Here is a 16,711-nt window from a genome sequence, read left to right as displayed (position 1 = left end):
ACGTAGCGACGACCGATCGCACGGTCACACGTTCCGAGCGATGGTCAGATAGCCCGTGTGACCGACCGGCGCGGTCGACGGCCGCGAGCCGCGGTCGTCGAACTGCATCTCCCGCTGGATCGTCTCCCGCGTCCGAACGTTCGACAGTCCGACGTCTCGAGCCGTTTCGACGACCTCGCGGGTCGACTCGACGAAGGGACTGTAGACCGCGACGAAGCCGCCCTCGACCAGCAGCGCGGGTGCGTGGGCGACGAGAGACGGCGCGTCGCCCGTATCGAGCGTCAACACGTCGAACGAGGAGTCCTCGAGATCCCCGACGTGTTCCGTCAGGTCGCCCGTTCGGACGTCGACGGCGTCCGCGACGCCGCCGAGTTTCATGTTCTCTCTCGCGACGTCGGCGAACTCCGGATCGCGCTCGTAGGACACCACCGACGCACCGGCGCGGGCCATCGACGCCGCGAGGACGCCCGTCCCGGTTCCGGTATCGAGCACGCGGTCGCCCCGCGCGATCCCCGTCTCGCCGATCACCAGTCCGATATCGCGGGGGACCATCGGTGCCCCCGTACGCTCGAAGTGGTGGAACAGGTCCGGGCCGCGGAGCCTGCGCACCTGAAACTCGTCGCCCAGATGGGTCTCGATGGTCTCGCCCGGTTGAACGTCCTCGGGGACCTCAAGCACGCCGAGGTCGGTTCCCTGTTCCCCGCCGGGTTCGACGAGGTACGTGCGGTCGCCGCGAACGAGCAAGACGGGAACACGGTCGTCCTCGTCCGCCGCGACATCGTCGCGGTCGCGGTCATCCGCGCGTTCAGCGTCGGTCCGCTCGCCGCCGTCGGAATCGCGCTCGCTCACTCGAGGGATCCGACTGCTGCGGCGAGGTCGCCGTCGTTGTCCTCGAGTGCCTGGCGGGCCTCGTCCTCGCTGACGCCGGCGCGGGTCGCGACGAGGTCGACGTCCTCGTCGGGAATCGCGCTCCCGGCGTCGTCGCCGCCGGCACCAGCGCTGCCGCCGGCCGCGCCGGACTCGACTTGCTCCGGCGAGCCGATGACCTGGTAGGTCTCCTGACCGCGGGCGTCCATCTTCGTGACCTCGGCGTCGTTGAACACGAGGTCGTACTCGCCGGTACGGATGATGACCTCCTCGGCGTCGATATCCTCGACGTCGATACCCATCTGTTCCATCATCTGTTCCATCTTGCGCGGGTTCAGTCCGCCGCCTCCTCCAAACATACCCGACACGTCGGCACGGGCAACCTTTTAGCTTGTCGTTCGACCGCACGACGGCCCCGGTTGCGCGAGTGCACCGCGCGATGGATCCCACGCCGTCGAGACCCGAGGACCCGTTCGCGTTCAGCTATCCCCGTTCTCCGCGGGTGCGCCCTCACGCACGTTCACCGCCATGCCGGTATCGAAATCTTCGATCGCGTCGGCCGCGAGTCGCGCGGTCCCGACGGCGATCAACTCGCCGCGCTCGTGGACCACCAACACCTCGTCGCCCGGCCGGATCTCGGGACCCGCCTCGAGGACGAACTTCGCGAAGACGTTCTTCTCGTCGCGGACGAACGGCTCGCTCTCGTCGTCGACGACGACGCGGTAGGCCGGGTGCTCGAGCGCCTCGTGAAGTCGTCGACCGCCCTCGAGACCGAGCGTGAACCGACCGTCGATGCCGAAGGAAACGATGCGGCCGGCGTCGGCGTGGACCTGCTGGGGACGTCCCGAGGTCGTCCGTTTGACTGTCACCGATTCGGCGGGCGGGAACAGCGCCGCGCCCGCGCCGGCACCGAACTGGTAGTCCCCGATGATTCGAAGGTTTGCCACTCCCGCCAGTCCGTTCCCGTCGGCTGCGTCACTCATTGGTCGACGTTTCGCGCGGGCGGTCGAAAGCCCTTCGACCTTGAGCCGTAGCGGACTGCAGCGAGACCGGGACCGACGACGAATCACGCTCGCTACTCAGTGAACCTATCGTCGCGAACGACAAAACTGAGATAGAGAATGTTATAATGGTCGATTCAGTAGTATCGGTATCACATGGACGTCACACAAATCGGCCTCGGGGCCGCCCTGCTCGTTTTGGGCACCCTGACGCTGGCCGGTCCGGCCACACTCGTCTCGGGTCCGGTGGTGTATCTCCTGACGGGTGCCACGCTACTCGTTACGGGATACGCACTGCTGGTCGGCCTCTGGCGGAGCCAATATCCGGATCGGTCCTGACGCCTCCCTCGAGTACGACAGCCGTCCGGATTCCTCCGCCCGTCGATTCACGAGCGGAGCCTATATAGTAACAACTGAAACTATTTACACACTGATCGCACAGCAGTCGTGCGATCAGGTGTGCATTGACTTTCAGTGGCTACTATAGCAGGAACGTCTCGTGGCGCTCGCCGAGATCGAGGAACGAGTCGGACGCTTCGATGAGTTCCTCGGCCGTCGAGGATTCGAAGGCCATCACTTCGACGCGGACGCCTTCGTGGCGCAGGTGCGAACAGAGCCTCGAGAAGTCCCCGTCGCCCGTACAGAGCACGAGCGTGTCGATGTGGTTCGCGAGAGTTACCGCATCGAGACTCATTCCGACGTCCCAGTCCGCCTTCTTGGTCCCGTCGGAGAACGTCTTGATGTCCTTGATCTTGGGCTCGAAGCCGATATCGACGAGCGCCTCGAAGAAACTCTCCTCCTCGGGCGAGTCCGCGCGGATAACGTACGCGATCGCCCGAGTGAGTTCGCGGTCCTGGACGGCCTTCTCGAGGAGCGCGGAGTAGTCGATGTTGCGGCTATGGATACTCTGTGCGGTATGGTAGAGGTTCTGGGCGTCGACGAGGACGGCGACGCGCTGCCCGGGGTGGATTTCGGTCATATACTACGTTGTATCGGCAATCGTTAAAAAGGCGTGTCGTTCGGTGGCTCGGCGGTCGTCTCGAGGGTCTCGAGCAGGCCACTGATCACCGTAATCGTCGCACTGCGCTGGTTCCGTCCGGTGACGAAGGCGAACAACAAAAACTGTGAACGGCTGTTCGTCGTTGCTACGTTAGCTTCGAAGTTTCTCGATGCGCTTCTCCGTCGGCGGGTGGGTCGCGAACAGCCGCGCCATGAGGCTCTTGTCCGAGTTGAAGATGCAGAGCGCGTTCATACTGTCGTCCATCGCCGACTCTCGTCCCTGAGAGCCACTGGAAATCTTCTCGAGGGCGCGCGCCAGCGGGTCGCCGCTGCCGATGTACTGGCGGGCGTCCTCGTCGGCGACGTACTCGCGGTACCGAGAGATGGCGAGGACGAAGATCATCACGAGCATGTTCGCCAGCGAGGAGGCGACCATGCCGAGGAGGTAGGTGCCGATGTTGCGCTCGCCGCCCATCACGACCGCGAAGTAGGCGACGTAGCCGACGATCATCCCGATGGATTGGCCGACGACCATCGTGATGACGTCGCGATTTTTGATGTGGGCGATCTCGTGGGCGATGACGCCCTCGAGTTCGTCGCGCTCGAGCAACTGCATGAGCTCCGTCGAGACACAGACGACGCCGGCACCTTTCCGGCCGACGGCGAAGGCGTTGGGAACGCCCATGTTCATCACCATCAGCTTCGGCTTCTTGACGCCCATGTCGCGGGAGAGGGACTCGGTCATCTGATGGACGTCCCGATACTGACCCTCGTTGGGCATCTCCTCGGCTTTTCTGGTCGCCATCCACTTCCCGAGTTTGTACTGGATCGCGGGCAGGATGATGATACCGGCGGGCAGTATCACCAGCGGGCTCACGCCAAACATCAGCGCGATAACCGTTGCCGCGCCGACGTAGAAGGCAAACAGGATGGCCCCGACGACGACCATCCGTATTTTCAGTCCGAAATCTGTCATGGGAAGACGTACGTACTGCTCCGGGATAAATTACGCGAAACGTCATGTCAGTTAGTGGCACAACGGCGGTGGCAGTGACTGATCGAAGACACAACGGATAAGGTGGTTCAGTTCGACGTCTGAGACATGCGTCAGGTCGCTCACCAGCGCGTCGGTCGTGTCGTGAGCGCCGCCGTCGCTCGTTTTTCGAAACGTAAACGCGTGTAACTGCGCTCGAGGCGGGGTGACGTCCCGTCTCGGGTGCGACTCGGAGCGAATCAGGTTCGATAACGGACTCGCCGCCTGGTTCATCACGCACGAATCATCATACCCAAGTAGCCGACCACCGACCCACGTAGCAATAGAAACCCATGACACCAGAAATCGACTTCACCGGCGTCTTCCCGGCGATGTGTACGCCGTTCGACGAAGACGAACGCATCGACTTCGAAACCTTACAGCGCGACGCACAGCGACTCGAGACCGCGGGCGTCGACGGGATCGTTCCCGTCGGCTCCACGGGCGAATCCGCGACTCTGACCCACGACGAACACATTCGCGTCGTCGAGGCGGTCATCGAGGCCGTCGACGACGTGCCCGTCATCGCGGGCACCGGCTCGAACAACACCCGCGAAGCGCTCGAACTCTCCGAGCGCGCCGCCGCGGCCGACGCGGACGGCCTCCTCCTCATCTCGCCCTACTACAACAAGCCCGAACAGCGCGGGCTCGTCGACCACTACCGAACGATCGCCGACGCGGTCGACCTGCCACAGATCGTCTACAACGTGCCCTCGCGGACGGGCCGGAACATCGAGCCGGACACCGCCGTCGAACTCGCGAGCCACGACAACATCGCGGGCTACAAGGCCGCGAGCGGCGACCTCGGTCAGATCGGCGAGATCGCCGAACGAACGAGCGACGAGGACTTTGCAGTGCTCTCGGGCGACGACGCGCTCACACTTCCGACCATCTCGGTCGGCGGAACGGGAACGATCAGCGTCGCCGCGAACATCGAACCGGAGCTCACCTGCGCGATGGTCGGTGCCGCGCTCGACGGCGACTACGCGCGCGCACAGGCGATTCACCACGAGCTCGGCCCGCTCTTTCGCGAACTCTTCGTCGAGACCAACCCGATCCCGGTCAAGGAAGCGATGGAGATCCGGGGCTACGGCCCGGCACGCATGCGAACGCCGCTCACCCGACTCGCCGACGAGTATCGCGACGGTCTCGAGGCTGTCCTCGTCGACCTCGAGTCGGAGACGGCCGACGTCGTCGACGGCGACGCGGAAGCCACCCGAGAGGGCGATCGATGACGGTTCGGATCGGCGTCACCGGCGCGACGGGCCGAATGGGCCGGGAAGTGATCGCCGCCGCGGACGACCACGCCGACTGCGAAGTCGTCTTCGCGGTCAACCGCGATCCGGACGGCGAGACGGTCGAGACCGTCGAGATCGAACCCGCGGACGCGTTCGACTCGCTGGTCGTCGACCGCGAACCGACCGCCGTGATCGACTTTACCGGTCCGGAATCGGCGCTCGAGTACGCCGACGCCTGCGTCGACGCCGGCGTCGCCTTCGTTACGGGAACGACGGGCTTCGATGACGACCAACTCGAGGCGCTCGAGGGCGCGAGCGAGACGATCCCGGTCCTCTACGCGCCGAACTTCGCTCGCGGGGTTCAGGCCCTGCTGAACGTCGTCGGCGAGGCCGTCCGAAACCTGCCGGGGTACGACGTCGAACTCGTCGAGACCCACCACAACGCAAAGCGCGACGCGCCGAGTGGGACCGCGAACCGCCTGCTCGAGGAGATCGAGGACAACGGCGAGTTCGCCGGGCGCACGCACGGCCGCGACGGCGAGGACCCGCGCGAAGAGGGGGAGATCGGCGTCCACGCGCTTCGCGCGGGCGCTATCACGGGCGAACACGAGGTCGTCCTCGCGGGCAACCACGAGGAGGTCCGCCTCACGCACCGCGCCGAGGATCGCGGGGTCTTCGCCGCGGGCGCGGTCGACGCGGCAACGTGGATCGCTGGACAGAAGGCGGGTTGGTACGACTTCTCGGACGTGATCAGCGAATGAGCGCACTCGAGAGCGAGATTTCCGACCTGTGGGGCCGTTACCAGAACGACGACGTCAGCGCCGAGACCGCCGGTGAAGGGGCCTACGCGACGCTGGAGGCCTTCCTCGACGCGCTCGAGGACGGCGAGATCCGCGCCGCCGAAAAGCACGGCGACGAGTGGGAGGCCAACGAGTGGGTCAAGCAGGGCATTCTGCTCAACTTCGGCCTGCGTTCGATCGGCCAGTACACGCACGGCGGCGTCACGTACAACGACGTGCTCCCGCTGGCGGACTCGAGCGAGTACGGTGACCGCGGCAGCCGAAACACGCCGGACGGCACCGTCGTCCGCCAGGGCGCACACATCGGCTCGGACTGCATCTTGATGAGCCCCGCGTTCGTCAACATCGGCGCGCGCATCGGCGATGGCACACTGGTCGACTCCTGTGACACCGTCGGCTCCTGCGCCCAGATCGGCGCGAACGTCAAACTCGGCGCGAATACGCTCATCGGCGGCGTCCTCGAACCGGTCGAGGGCGCGCCGGTCATCGTCGAGGACGACGTTTCGCTCGGTGCCGGCTGTCGCGTCACGAGCGGCTTCGTCGTGGGCGAGAACAGCGTCGTGGGCGAGAACACGCTGCTGACGCCGCGAATTCCGGTCTACGACCTCGTCGAGGAGGAGGTGCTCTACGGCGAACTGCCCGCCGACCGGCGCGCGTTCACCCGCTTCGTCGAGTCCTCGATCAGCGACCACGACCTCTTCGAGGGGGGCGCGTACAAGCCCGCCGTCGTCGCCACCGACCTCGAGACGGAGACGCTCGAGGCGACGGAACGCGAGGAGGTGCTGCGGGAGTGAGTGATACGGGCGCCCGCGAGCGCTCGGGGCGGGCGAACCCCGCAGTCCGCCGACTCGAGGACTGGAACGAGGACGACCTCTCGGCACTCGTCGCCGACTACGGCTCGCCGCTGTACGTCCTCGACCTCGAGCGGGTTCGGGAGAACGCACGTCGTCTCGGGGCCGCGTTTCCGGACGCCGAGATCCTCTACGCGGTGAAGGCGAACGCGCTCGGGGACGTCCTCGAGACGCTTCGCGAGGAGGGCATCGGCCTCGAGTGTGCCTCCGCCGGCGAACTCGAGCGGGCGCTCGCGGCCAGCGACTCGGGGGCCGACGTCCACTACACGGCCGTCAACCCGCCCGCCAGCGACCTGGACTGGGGTATCGACGCGTGGGAGGAGTACCCCGACCTGACGGTCACCGTCGGGGCCGAGGATACGATCGACCGCCTCGCCGACCGCGGCTACGACGGCCGGCTCTGCCTCCGGGTCAACCCCGGAATCGGTGCCGGTCACCACGAGAAGGTCCAGACCGGTGCCAACGCGAAGTTCGGCGTTCCGACCGAGCGCGCGCTCGAGGTGCTCGAAGATGCCGCCGACCGCGGCTTCGACGTGGTCGGTATCCACGCCCACGTCGGTTCGGGCGTCTCGAGCGACCAGCTCGACGACCACCGGGAGTTCGTGTCGCGGATGGGCGACCTCGCTCGGGACGGAAACGAGGCGCTTCCGACCGACCTCGAGTTCGTCGACGTCGGCGGCGGCTTCGGCGTTCCCTACCGCGACGACGAGGAGCCCCTGGATCTCGAGGCCGTCGCCGACGCGACCCGCGACGCGCTCGGCGACGTGGACGCGACGCTGACGGTCGAACCCGGGCGCTACGTCGTCGCGGACGCGGGGGTGCTCCTGACGACGGTGAACACGGTGAAAGACGCCCGCGACACGACGGCGGTCGGGATCGACGCCGGGATGACGACGCTGCTTCGGCCCGCGATGTACGACGCGTCCCATCCGATTCGGAATCTGACGGCCGACGCGGACGCGGCGGCGGCCACCTCGAGCAGCGAAACGCCCGACAGCGGCCGCGAGACGATCGAACAGACGATTACCGGCCCGATCTGCGAGAGCGGGGACGTTTTCTGTACCGACCGCAAACTCCCTGCCAGCGAACGCGGGGACGTCCTCGCGATCGGGAACGCCGGCGCGTACGGCTACGAGATGGCCAACCAGTACAACTCCCGGCCCCGGCCCGCGTCGGTCGTCGTCGACGGCGACGAGGTTCGACTCGCTCGCCGCCGCGAGACGGTCGACGACGTAACGCGCCTCGAGCGCGACGCGCGTCGCACTTCGGACGACTCGAGCGGTGACCTCGCGGAGTAGAAGTTCACCACGCGAGCGCGGGACAGCGCGGTCCCCGAACCGAAAGACCAAGGACGAACGCGGACCGAGAAGCAGATAACGACCACGAGACACGATAGCACGATGACCGTCCCATTCCAGAAATACCACGGCACCGGCAACGACTTTTTGATTATCCATGCGGCCGAATACGTCTCCGATCGGGGCGAACTGGCCGAACGCGAGTGCGACCGCGAGACCGGCGTCGGTGCCGACGGCATCCTCTATCTCGCGCTCGAGGAACGCTTTCGCCCGCCGCGCGTCGTGATGACGCTGGTCCAGCCCGACGGCGCGACGGCACCGATGTGTGGCAACGGCGCGCGCTGTGCCGCCGAGTGGGCGATGCAGCGGACGGACACCGACACCGTCATGATCGACACGCAATCGGGCACGCTGCGCGCGAATCGAGCGAACGGCGAGATCACCGTCGAGATGGGGACGCCGACGTTCGCCCCCGACGAAGTGCCCGTCACGGCCACCGAACCGCTGTTCGAGGCGGAGATCGAAGGGCTCGAGGTAACGCTGGTAAACACCGGCGTCCCTCACGCCGTCGCGTTCGTCGACGACGTCGACGACGTCGATCTCGAGGCGGTCGCCCCGCCGGTCCGCTACGCCGACGTGTTCCCCAGGGGGACGAACGTCACCGTCGCCAGCCCGGACGGGGACGGCGGATTTGACCAGCGAACCTACGAGCGCGGCGTCGAAGGGGAAACCGACTCCTGTGGGACCGGCGCGGTCGCCATCGCCGTCATCGCGCGCCGTCTCGGGCTCACGGACGCCGACCCGGTCACGGTTCGGCCGCCGGGTGGCGAACTGCAGGTGAGCTTCAACGACCGCGGACGCGCGACGCTTACCGGACCCGTCGAGCACGAGTTCGACGGCGAAGTGAGCGCCAAACCGACGGCCGAACCGTGACCGGGACTGATACGAGTTCCGGGGACGAACGCGTCGGCGACGCCGAATTCGATCCCGTCGCCTTCCTCGAGACGGCCGTTCAGTTCCCCTCTCACGAGGATATCGGCCCGATGCGGGAGTTTCTGTGCGAGACGCTCGAGGAGAGAGGCGTGACGCCCCGCGTCGACGACGCCGGGAACGTCCTGGCGACTCGCGGCCCGAAGGCTGCCGACACCCACCTCGTCTTGAACACCCACATCGATACCGTCTCGCCGCACGTACCGTTCGAGCGCGACGCGAACGGTCCAGAGGCCGGCGGCGGCGACGTGATTTGCGGACGCGGCTCCTGTGACGCGAAGGGGCCGCTCGCCGCGTTACTGGCCGCGTTTTTCGCCGTCGACCCCGCGGACGCGACCGGGCGCGTCACGCTCGCGATCACCCCCGACGAGGAGGTGCTCTCGACGGGCGCGTACGAACTGATCTCGAGGGGCGACTCGCCGACTCGAGACGCCGACGCGGTGATCGTCGGCGAGCCGACGAATCTCGACGTCTGTACCGCAGCGAAGGGACGGTTTCAGGGGACGATCCACCTCGCGGGTGCGAACGCCCACGCCGCCGAACCCGAGACCGGACGCAACGCGATTGCCGCCCTCGAGTCCGTTCTCGAGGGAATCCGAACGTTCGGCGGGCGCGAGGACGCGCCGCCGGCCCACCCGCAACTGGGCGAGGCGACTCTCACGCCGACCGTCGTCGCGGGCGGCGAGGCGACCAACCAAGTGCCGGCCGACTGCGCGCTGACGGTCGACCGCCGGAGCGTGCCGCCGGAGACCGCCGACGGGTTCCACGCCGCGCTGACGGATCACCTGCAGGCGGCCGTGCCCGACGGTATCGGGCTCGAGTTCCGGTTTACCGACCGGGAAACGCCGTTCCTCGAGGCCTGGGATACCGACCCCGACGCGGAAGTCGTCGACGTCCTTGCGAGCGCGTCCGGCGGCAACGTCCGCTCCTTCGCCGCCGCGACGGAGGCCTCCTATTTCGCCCCGGACGCGCCGACGGTCGTGTTCGGTCCCGGCGTGCTCGCGGATTCGGAAGGTGCGGTCGCACACGCACCGCGAGAGTACGTTACGGTGAGCGCGGTCCGCGAGGCGGCGGCGGCGCTCGAGGAGACGGTTCGGTCGATCGTCGAGTGAGTCGCCGCGTTACCACTGGGTCGAAATATAGAGCAGTGCGATCATCCCGAGGATCGCCACGGCGAACAGCGCGACCGTCGCGATCTCGGGGAAGAGGAACTCGAGTAGTTCGTCGCCCATACAGGTCGTTGGGGGCACCCGAACAAACCGGTGTTGATCTCATCGATTTTCGAACGCAACGTACCGGACGACACGTACGCAATCACCAGCCGGCACGACCGCACGTTTTTAGTCGGCGCTGGGTAACGTAGACGACAAGCACGTGTTTCCCGTTTTCGCTGGATTCGACGCGGTACTCCCCATCGGTCCCGTCGCCGCGGTCTCGAGCATCGCCGCCACGCCGGTGCTCGACCTCCTCGAAGTCCGGGCCCTCGCGCTCGCGGTCGGCTGGATGGCCCTCACGCTCGTCGTCGGCGGAATACTGATCGCCGGGACGCCGTCGGCCGCGCGTTCGATCCGAGACGACACCCTCGAGCGCCCGGATCTCGCGTTTGCGACCGGCTTCGTCGTCTTCTTCGGTCTCCTCGTCGTCGTCGCGATTCCGTTATTCGTCACCACGTACGTCGAGAACCCGGCGGTCCTCGCACTCGGGGCGCTCGTCGCCCTCCCCGCGGTGCTTCTCTGGCTGGTGCTGTTGATCGCCGGCGGCTCGTTCGGCGTCGTCGCTGTCGGCGACCGGATCGCCGGTCGGCTCGGCGACGAGTCGCCGTCGCTCCGGCGTGCGCTCGCGACCGGGACGGTCGTCCTCGGTGCGAGTCAACTCGTTCCGGTTCTCGGTGCGGTCGTGGCGATGGGCGTCGCGACCCTCGGGACCGGCGGCGCCGTGAGACGGTGGACCGACGTCGGAAGCGGTGGACGGGATATCGACGCCGGCGACGGACAAGAGCGCGATCCGACGGACGCACCGGACGGTCTGGCAACCGCCGACCGGAGGCGTAGCAACTCGAGCGAAACCGGGATCACGAAGTCGAAGACGGCTGCCGCAGGCGAGGTCGGAACGGAGACGGAGTCGGCGCCCGCGACGGCGGGATATTTCGATGGGGCGGGCTCGAGCGGCGAAACGCGAGCGGATCCGGGGAGCCACTCGACTCGAGCGGCGGACGAAGACGAGGGCTCCATCGACGAGTGGGAGTGGGCCCTCGATCCCGATCGAGACGACGAGACGTCCCGAGAGTCCGATGGCGAGCGGTGATTCGCCGATTGTGAGACGCCAAACGCCGGCGGGTCACACGTGTGCGAGGAAATTCGAGAGATAGACGACGGCGTTGAACGCGCCGTGAACCAGCGCGGGAACGAGCAGGGTGTCGGAGAGTTCGTAGAGAGTTCCGAGATACAGCCCCAGCGCCGTGACCGTCCCGAGGCTAACGAAAACCGCACCGGGATCTTCCCCGATGTACACCGGGAGGTGGACGACGGCGAAGACGAGCGCGGCCAGCGGCACCGCCAGGGGCGTCGGGAACGTCTCGCCGAGTCGCGACTGGATGACGCCGCGGTAGAGAAGCTCTTCACCGGGTCCGGTGAGCAGGATGGCGATCGGAATGCCGAGCAACAACAGGAGCGGATACTCGCGTCCCTGCTCGATTCCCGAGTGCGTCGTTCCCTCGCCGCCCGTTCCGAACGGGTCGAACAGTTCGATCGCCGCTTGATAGCCGAACGCGACGACGAAGGCACCGAACAGTCCGACGACGATCCACACGAGATCCCAGCGGTCGGGTTTGCGAAGCCGGAGAAAACCGACGACGAACGACCGGTCGAACCCGTTGCGACGAACGATCAGATACGTCAGCGCGAACCCGCCAGCGCCGACGACGTTGAACGCGACCGCCGACCCGAGCTGGGTGACCGTTCCGGCCCCGTAGCCGAGGGCGAACAACTGCATCTCGACGCCGAGCGTCGCGGCAAATCCGGTAAACCAGCCGACGATCCCGATGACGAGACAGAGTCCGACCGCACGAACGCTCGCTGGAACCGCCGCCGAAAGCCGTCGTCTCGAGGACACACGGATCCGTAGTTGCCTCCGATAGAAATAGGTACTGACACGTCGGGGCGCGACGGCCAGGTCTGACGCCACCTACTCCAGTTCGTCGACCAGTTCGCTCGCGACGCCGGTGTAGTCCGCCGGCGTCAGCGCGCGCAGTTCCTCGCGGACGTCCTCGTCGACCTCGAGCTCGTCGAACATCTCGCGGAAGTCCTCGATCGTGACGTCCTTGCCGCGGGTCACGGCTTTGACGCGCTCGTAGGCGTCCTCCTGGCCCTCGCGTCGGAGAATGGTCTGGACGGCCTCGCCGATGATTTCGGGCGTCGACTCGAGTTCCTCGCGCATGACCCGCTCGGTCGGGACGACCTTCGAGAGCCCGGCGGCGGCCTTCCCGTAGCCGATCAGACAGTGAGCGAAGGCGGCACCGATGTTGCGCTTGACCGTCGAGTCCGAGAGGTCGCGTTGTAGTCGCGACGTGGTGATGTAATCGGCGAGGAAGGTCAGATCCGAGTTGGCCTTCGAGAGGTTGCCCTCGCTATTCTCGAAGTCGATCGGGTTGACCTTGTGGGGCATCGTCGAGGAGCCCGTTTCGCCCTCGACGGCCTCCTGGCCAAGGTAGCGATCGGAGACGTAAAGCCACATGTCGAGATCGAGGTCGAGTAGGACGTCGTTCGCGCCGCGGAAGGCGTCGAAGACCGCCGCGAGGTCGTCACAGGGGTTGACCTGCGTGGTGAGCGACTCGAACTCGAGGCCCAGTTCCGTCACGAATTCCTCGGCGAACGCCGACCAGTCGACGTCCGGGTAGGCGGCGACGTGGGCCGCGTAGGTGCCGGATGCGCCGCCGAGTTTGCCGCTGAGTTCGTCCGTGGCTCGGCGGATGCGGCCCGTCGCACGACCGAGGCGGGCCGCGTAGACGGCCATCTCCTTGCCGAACGTCGTCGGCGTCGCGGGCTGGCCGTGGGTGCGAGCCAGCATCGGGAGGTCGCGGTGTTCCTGTGCCATCTCGGCGAGCGCGTCGCGGACGTCGTACAGCTCCGGTAGAAGAACCTCGTCGACGGCGTCGCGGACGAGCAGCCGGTGGGCGAGGTTGTTCACGTCCTCGCTGGTCAGCCCGAAGTGGATCCACGTGGAGGCGTTGCTGTCTTCCGACAGGCGGTGTCGGACGAAGTACTCGACCGCTTTGACGTCGTGATTGGTGGCGTCGAAGTCGGCGTATCCCTCCGTCTCGAGCGTCTTGATCAGTCGCGCGTCCTCCTCCGCGAAGTGCTCATACAGGCCGCGAAGCTGTTCGCGTTCGTCTTCGCCGATTTCGAGCGGCGTCGCCTCGAGGTCGGCGAGCGCGAGCAGGTACTCGACCTCGACGCGAACCCGGGCCCGCATGAGTGCGGCTTCGCTGGCGTAGGGCGACAGCGGCGCGGTCCGACTGCCGTAGCGGCCGTCCAGCGGCGAGACGGCGTACAGGGCGTTGATGTCAGTCATTGTGCGAGCCTTTCCTGACGCGCTCTAAAAGCGTATCGAAACCGCGACCCCGCCGAGGCCACGAGCGTGCACATCTCGAGAAAACGCGGGGGAAATACTGCCAGAATAATACACCAACGTGGATAAATCGGTGATCGAGACCGCAACCACTTTGCCGTTCGCGGGCGGGGATCCGAGTATGACGCGAATCGCCGGGATGGCCGGCAACCGAGGACGCAACCTGTTGAACATCGCCGATCGCAAGCCGGGCGGGGCCGAACTGGCCGTCGTCCTCACGAGCAGCGAGGACGCGCCGGTGCTCGAGGCCGCCGCCGAGCGCGGAATTCCGACCGAGGTCGTCCCGCTCGCCGAGGGGATGAGCCGCAGCGAGCACGAAAAAGCCGTGCTCGAGGCCCTGTCCGCCCACGAGTTCGATCTCGTCTGTCTGGACGGCTACATGCGAATCCTCTCGGATACCTTCCTCTCCGAGGCCCCGACGACGCTGAACGTTCACCCCTCGCTGCTGCCCGCCTTCCCCGGCATGGACGCCTGGGGCGACGCGCTCGAGGCGAACGTGTCGGTCACGGGCTGTACGGTCCACGTCGTGACGGACGCGACCGACGAGGACGGCACGGTCGTCGAGAGCGAGGTCGACGGCGGTCCGATCGTCACGCAGGAGCCGGTTCCAGTCTACGAAGGGGACGATGAGGAGAGTCTGAAGGAGCGCGTGCTCTACGAGGGCGAGTTCCGTGCGTACCCGCGTGCGGCGAAGTGGTTCGCCGAGGGGAGTGTCGACGTGGATACGGACGCCGGCGAGGTATCGGTCGACGTCGACGTGGCGAGTACCGATTCTGACGATCACAACGGTCTCCCGACGCGTCGGCTGGTTTCCGACGACCGCGCGGACACGCTCCGCTACGGCGAGAACCCCCATCAGGACGCCGCGGTGTACGCCGACTACACCTGCGACGAGGCCAGCGTCGTCCACGCCGACCAGTTGAACGAGGGCGCGAAAGCCCTGTCGTACAACAACTACAACGACGCCGACGGCGCGTTGAACCTGATCAAGGAGTTCGACGAACCAGCCGCCGCGGTGATCAAGCACACGAATCCGGCCGGCTGTGCGACTGCCGACGACCTGACCAACGCCTACGAGAAGGCTCTCTCGACGGATCCGATGAGCGCGTTCGGCGGCATCGTCGCGCTGAATCGCGAGTGTGACGCTGACACCGCCGAGCGGATCATCGACTCGTTCAAGGAGGTCGTCGTCGCGCCCGGCTACGCCGACGACGCCCTCGAGGTGCTCTTCGAGAAGGGCAACCTGCGAGTGCTCGACGTCGGCGAGTTGGGCGAGCGAACGGAACGCTTTACGGAGAAACCGCTGGTGGGTGGTCGGCTCGTGCAGGAGCGCGACCTCCAGTCGGTCTCGGTCGAGGATCTCGAGGTCGTCACCGAACGCGAGCCGACCGAGGAACAACTCGAGTCGATGGTGTTCGCCTGGCAGACGCTCAAACACGTCAAATCGAACGGGATCCTCTTTACGAAGGGCACCGAAACGGTCGGCGTCGGGATGGGGCAGGTTTCCCGCGTCGATGCGGTTCGACTCGCGGCGATGAAAGCCGACGAACACGCGGAGGGCAAGGATGCCGAGGGCGCGGTGATGGCCTCGGACGCGTTCTTCCCGTTCCCGGACGGTATCGAGGAGGCCGCGAAGGCGGGCATCGAGGCGGTCGTTCAACCTGGCGGCTCGGTCAACGACGACGACGTGATCGCGGCCGCGGACGAACACGGTATCGCGATGGCGTTTACCGGTCAGCGGTCTTTCCGTCACGATTAATACTCGCGAACGAAGTGAGTGAGCAGCTTTTTGGTCTCTTCGCAAACGGAGTGAGCGAAGGTCAGCGAGAGCTGTGCTCTCGCCGGACAGATTTTTGCGCGAGGGTGAGCGAAGCGAACCCGAGCGGAAAAAGGTGGATCCGCGATGGCGTTTACCGGCCAGCGGTCTTTTAGACGCGACTGAGCGACGCCGAGTTCGTGTCAGACACTCGGTTGCAGTCGTGCTCGCCGCACGCGGGAGTTCGTGCTACTCGAGGAGGGACGGTAACTCAAAGCCGCGTTTTAGCTAGGGGTGGTGCTATCTCGACGGCCGGAGATCCCTCCGTATGGATCGACGACAGTTCCTCGCGGCGTCGGGCGTCGGCGTCGCGATAACGACGGCAGGGTGTGTAGACGGCGTTCTCGGGACGGCCGCCGGTTCGGAGTCGGATGCGAACGGTCACGGTGCGCCGCCCGAGGACGATCCCGGGAACGCGATCGAGGTGCGCGGCGAGGGGGTAGTCGAAGTGGAGCCGGATCGGGCGATACTGACGATCGGCGTCGAGGCGAGCGGCGAGACCGCCGACGAGGTGACCGACGAACTGGCCGGCGACGCCGAGACGCTCCGGGAGGCGTTCGACGAACTGGGACTCCCCGAGGAAAACGTCGAATCCGGCCGATTTAACGTCAGACAGGTACACAACGGGACGGGGTACGAGGGACACCACTCGTTCCGGGTCGAATTCGACGATCCCGATCGCGCCGGCGAAGTGATCGACGCAGCGACCGCGGCCGGCGCGGACACCGTCGGTCGCGTCCAGTTCGATCTTCAGGACGCGACCCGGGAAGAACGGCGCAACGAGGCCCTGGACAGGGCGCTGGCGAACGCGGACGAGGAGGCCGCCCACATCGCGTCCAACCGCGGCGTCGAGATTACGGGGACGCGATCGGTCTCGACGAGCGACGTGGGCGTTCGCCCGGTCTACGAAACGGCGACCGACGACGCGGCGGCCGCCGAGGGAGGCGGCGCGCCTCCGACCGAGATCGACGCCGGCCCCGTTCGCGTGACCGCGTCCGTGACGGTCACGTACAGCTTCGCGGACGCGGAGTGAGGCGACGGATAGAAGCCAGCGGGTCGAATCCGAACGGTGCGAGGAGGAAGGGCGATTAGAATTCACTACCGAGGTCGTCCGCGCGGACGATCCAGCCTGCGCCGACCGACCGAGACGAACACCGGAAACTGGTGGAAAAACCAGCACGATCACCCGCAG

The 16,711-nt window shown here is 66.5% G+C and carries 17 protein-coding genes; 10 read left to right on the top strand and 7 right to left on the bottom strand.

The window, feature by feature from the left end; translation table 11 throughout:
• Window positions 1–24: 24 nt before the first annotated feature.
• The 3 genes from DWB23_RS07365 to DWB23_RS07355 form a co-directional block, all read right to left on the bottom strand.
• Window positions 25–744 (bottom strand): methyltransferase domain-containing protein, encoded by a 720-nt coding sequence (locus DWB23_RS07365; RefSeq protein ID WP_121743044.1) that lies wholly within the window; start codon window positions 742–744, stop codon window positions 25–27.
• Window positions 745–845: 101 nt separating this feature from the next.
• Complete coding sequence (locus DWB23_RS07360; RefSeq protein WP_121742180.1) at window positions 846–1,226, bottom strand: nascent polypeptide-associated complex protein; 381 nt, start codon at window positions 1,224–1,226, stop codon at window positions 846–848.
• A gap of 120 nt (window positions 1,227–1,346) precedes the next feature.
• On the bottom strand, window positions 1,347–1,850 hold the full coding sequence (locus DWB23_RS07355) for a PUA domain-containing protein (RefSeq protein ID WP_121742179.1): 504 nt from the start codon (window positions 1,848–1,850) through the stop codon (window positions 1,347–1,349).
• Between the two features lie 174 nt (window positions 1,851–2,024).
• Between DWB23_RS07355 and DWB23_RS07350 the strand changes: the two genes are divergently transcribed.
• The gene (locus DWB23_RS07350) at window positions 2,025–2,207 is read left to right on the top strand and encodes a hypothetical protein (protein ID WP_121742178.1); all 183 of its coding nucleotides are present in this window, start codon (window positions 2,025–2,027) and stop codon (window positions 2,205–2,207) included.
• Between the two features lie 142 nt (window positions 2,208–2,349).
• Here the strand turns inward: DWB23_RS07350 and DWB23_RS07345 are convergent, their stop codons facing one another.
• Together DWB23_RS07345 and DWB23_RS07340 are read right to left on the bottom strand one after the other, a co-directional pair.
• Window positions 2,350–2,847, bottom strand: coding sequence for a LabA-like NYN domain-containing protein (locus DWB23_RS07345; protein WP_121742177.1), 498 nt, complete (start codon window positions 2,845–2,847; stop codon window positions 2,350–2,352).
• 171 nt (window positions 2,848–3,018) lie between these two features.
• Entirely contained in the window at window positions 3,019–3,843 is an 825-nt protein-coding gene (locus DWB23_RS07340) for a M48 family metallopeptidase (protein ID WP_121742176.1), read from the bottom strand.
• Window positions 3,844–4,193: 350 nt separating this feature from the next.
• Between DWB23_RS07340 and dapA the strand changes: the two genes are divergently transcribed.
• The 7 genes from dapA to DWB23_RS07300 all read left to right on the top strand — a co-directional run bounded on the left by dapA (window position 4,194) and on the right by DWB23_RS07300 (window position 11,381).
• Window positions 4,194–5,135, top strand: coding sequence for a 4-hydroxy-tetrahydrodipicolinate synthase (gene dapA / locus DWB23_RS07330; protein WP_121742174.1), 942 nt, complete (start codon window positions 4,194–4,196; stop codon window positions 5,133–5,135).
• Window positions 5,132–5,899, top strand: coding sequence for a 4-hydroxy-tetrahydrodipicolinate reductase (gene dapB, locus DWB23_RS07325; RefSeq protein WP_121742173.1), 768 nt, complete (start codon window positions 5,132–5,134; stop codon window positions 5,897–5,899). Before dapA ends, dapB begins: the two co-directional genes overlap by 4 nt.
• Window positions 5,896–6,732: a 2,3,4,5-tetrahydropyridine-2,6-dicarboxylate N-succinyltransferase gene (locus DWB23_RS07320; protein ID WP_121742172.1), complete on the top strand. Its 837-nt coding sequence runs from the start codon at window positions 5,896–5,898 to the stop codon at window positions 6,730–6,732. Before dapB ends, DWB23_RS07320 begins: the two co-directional genes overlap by 4 nt.
• Complete coding sequence (lysA, locus tag DWB23_RS07315) at window positions 6,729–8,087, top strand: diaminopimelate decarboxylase (protein ID WP_121742171.1); 1,359 nt, start codon at window positions 6,729–6,731, stop codon at window positions 8,085–8,087. Before DWB23_RS07320 ends, lysA begins: the two co-directional genes overlap by 4 nt.
• 102 nt (window positions 8,088–8,189) lie before the next feature.
• Window positions 8,190–9,020, top strand: a complete 831-nt coding sequence (dapF, locus tag DWB23_RS07310; RefSeq protein WP_121742170.1) for a diaminopimelate epimerase — start codon at window positions 8,190–8,192, stop codon at window positions 9,018–9,020.
• Window positions 9,017–10,189, top strand: coding sequence for a M20 family metallopeptidase (locus DWB23_RS07305; protein WP_121742169.1), 1,173 nt, complete (start codon window positions 9,017–9,019; stop codon window positions 10,187–10,189). Before dapF ends, DWB23_RS07305 begins: the two co-directional genes overlap by 4 nt.
• A gap of 262 nt (window positions 10,190–10,451) precedes the next feature.
• Window positions 10,452–11,381: an ABC transporter permease gene (locus DWB23_RS07300; RefSeq protein ID WP_121742168.1), complete on the top strand. Its 930-nt coding sequence runs from the start codon at window positions 10,452–10,454 to the stop codon at window positions 11,379–11,381.
• A 33-nt stretch (window positions 11,382–11,414) separates the two neighbouring features.
• On the opposite strand, the gene DWB23_RS07295 is transcribed toward DWB23_RS07300, so the two are convergent.
• Both DWB23_RS07295 and purB read right to left on the bottom strand, forming a co-directional pair.
• Window positions 11,415–12,188, bottom strand: coding sequence for a CPBP family intramembrane glutamic endopeptidase (locus DWB23_RS07295; protein WP_121742167.1), 774 nt, complete (start codon window positions 12,186–12,188; stop codon window positions 11,415–11,417).
• A gap of 72 nt (window positions 12,189–12,260) precedes the next feature.
• The gene (gene purB / locus DWB23_RS07290; protein ID WP_121742166.1) at window positions 12,261–13,646 is read right to left on the bottom strand and encodes an adenylosuccinate lyase; all 1,386 of its coding nucleotides are present in this window, start codon (window positions 13,644–13,646) and stop codon (window positions 12,261–12,263) included.
• Window positions 13,647–13,824: 178 nt separating this feature from the next.
• Between purB and purH the strand changes: the two genes are divergently transcribed.
• Together purH and DWB23_RS07280 are read left to right on the top strand one after the other, a co-directional pair.
• Complete coding sequence (purH, locus tag DWB23_RS07285; RefSeq protein ID WP_121743043.1) at window positions 13,825–15,462, top strand: bifunctional phosphoribosylaminoimidazolecarboxamide formyltransferase/IMP cyclohydrolase; 1,638 nt, start codon at window positions 13,825–13,827, stop codon at window positions 15,460–15,462.
• Window positions 15,463–15,787: 325 nt separating this feature from the next.
• Window positions 15,788–16,552: an SIMPL domain-containing protein gene (locus tag DWB23_RS07280; protein ID WP_121742165.1), complete on the top strand. Its 765-nt coding sequence runs from the start codon at window positions 15,788–15,790 to the stop codon at window positions 16,550–16,552.
• Window positions 16,553–16,711: the final 159 nt, after the last annotated feature.

This window comes from Natronorubrum halophilum, from assembly GCF_003670115.1.
Lineage (GTDB): Archaea > Halobacteriota > Halobacteria > Halobacteriales > Natrialbaceae > Natronorubrum > Natronorubrum halophilum.
This window is presented reverse-complemented; position numbering and strand designations above follow the sequence as displayed.

Excerpts from the sequence above, each read along its gene's own strand:
- purH (WP_121743043.1), top strand. The coding sequence starts at position 13,825 with ATGACGCGAATCGCCGGGATGGCCGGCAACCGAGGACGCAACCTGTTG.
- DWB23_RS07320 (WP_121742172.1), top strand. The coding sequence starts at position 5,896 with ATGAGCGCACTCGAGAGCGAGATTTCCGACCTGTGGGGCCGTTACCAG.
- DWB23_RS07345 (WP_121742177.1), bottom strand. The coding sequence starts at position 2,847 with ATGACCGAAATCCACCCCGGGCAGCGCGTCGCCGTCCTCGTCGACGCC.
- DWB23_RS07280 (WP_121742165.1), top strand. The coding sequence starts at position 15,788 with ATGGATCGACGACAGTTCCTCGCGGCGTCGGGCGTCGGCGTCGCGATA.
- DWB23_RS07360 (WP_121742180.1), bottom strand. The coding sequence starts at position 1,226 with ATGTTTGGAGGAGGCGGCGGACTGAACCCGCGCAAGATGGAACAGATG.
- DWB23_RS07340 (WP_121742176.1), bottom strand. The coding sequence starts at position 3,843 with ATGACAGATTTCGGACTGAAAATACGGATGGTCGTCGTCGGGGCCATC.
- dapF (WP_121742170.1), top strand. The coding sequence starts at position 8,190 with ATGACCGTCCCATTCCAGAAATACCACGGCACCGGCAACGACTTTTTG.
- dapB (WP_121742173.1), top strand. The coding sequence starts at position 5,132 with ATGACGGTTCGGATCGGCGTCACCGGCGCGACGGGCCGAATGGGCCGG.
- DWB23_RS07350 (WP_121742178.1), top strand. The coding sequence starts at position 2,025 with ATGGACGTCACACAAATCGGCCTCGGGGCCGCCCTGCTCGTTTTGGGC.
- purB (WP_121742166.1), bottom strand. The coding sequence starts at position 13,646 with ATGACTGACATCAACGCCCTGTACGCCGTCTCGCCGCTGGACGGCCGC.
- dapA (WP_121742174.1), top strand. The coding sequence starts at position 4,194 with ATGACACCAGAAATCGACTTCACCGGCGTCTTCCCGGCGATGTGTACG.
- DWB23_RS07355 (WP_121742179.1), bottom strand. The coding sequence starts at position 1,850 with ATGAGTGACGCAGCCGACGGGAACGGACTGGCGGGAGTGGCAAACCTT.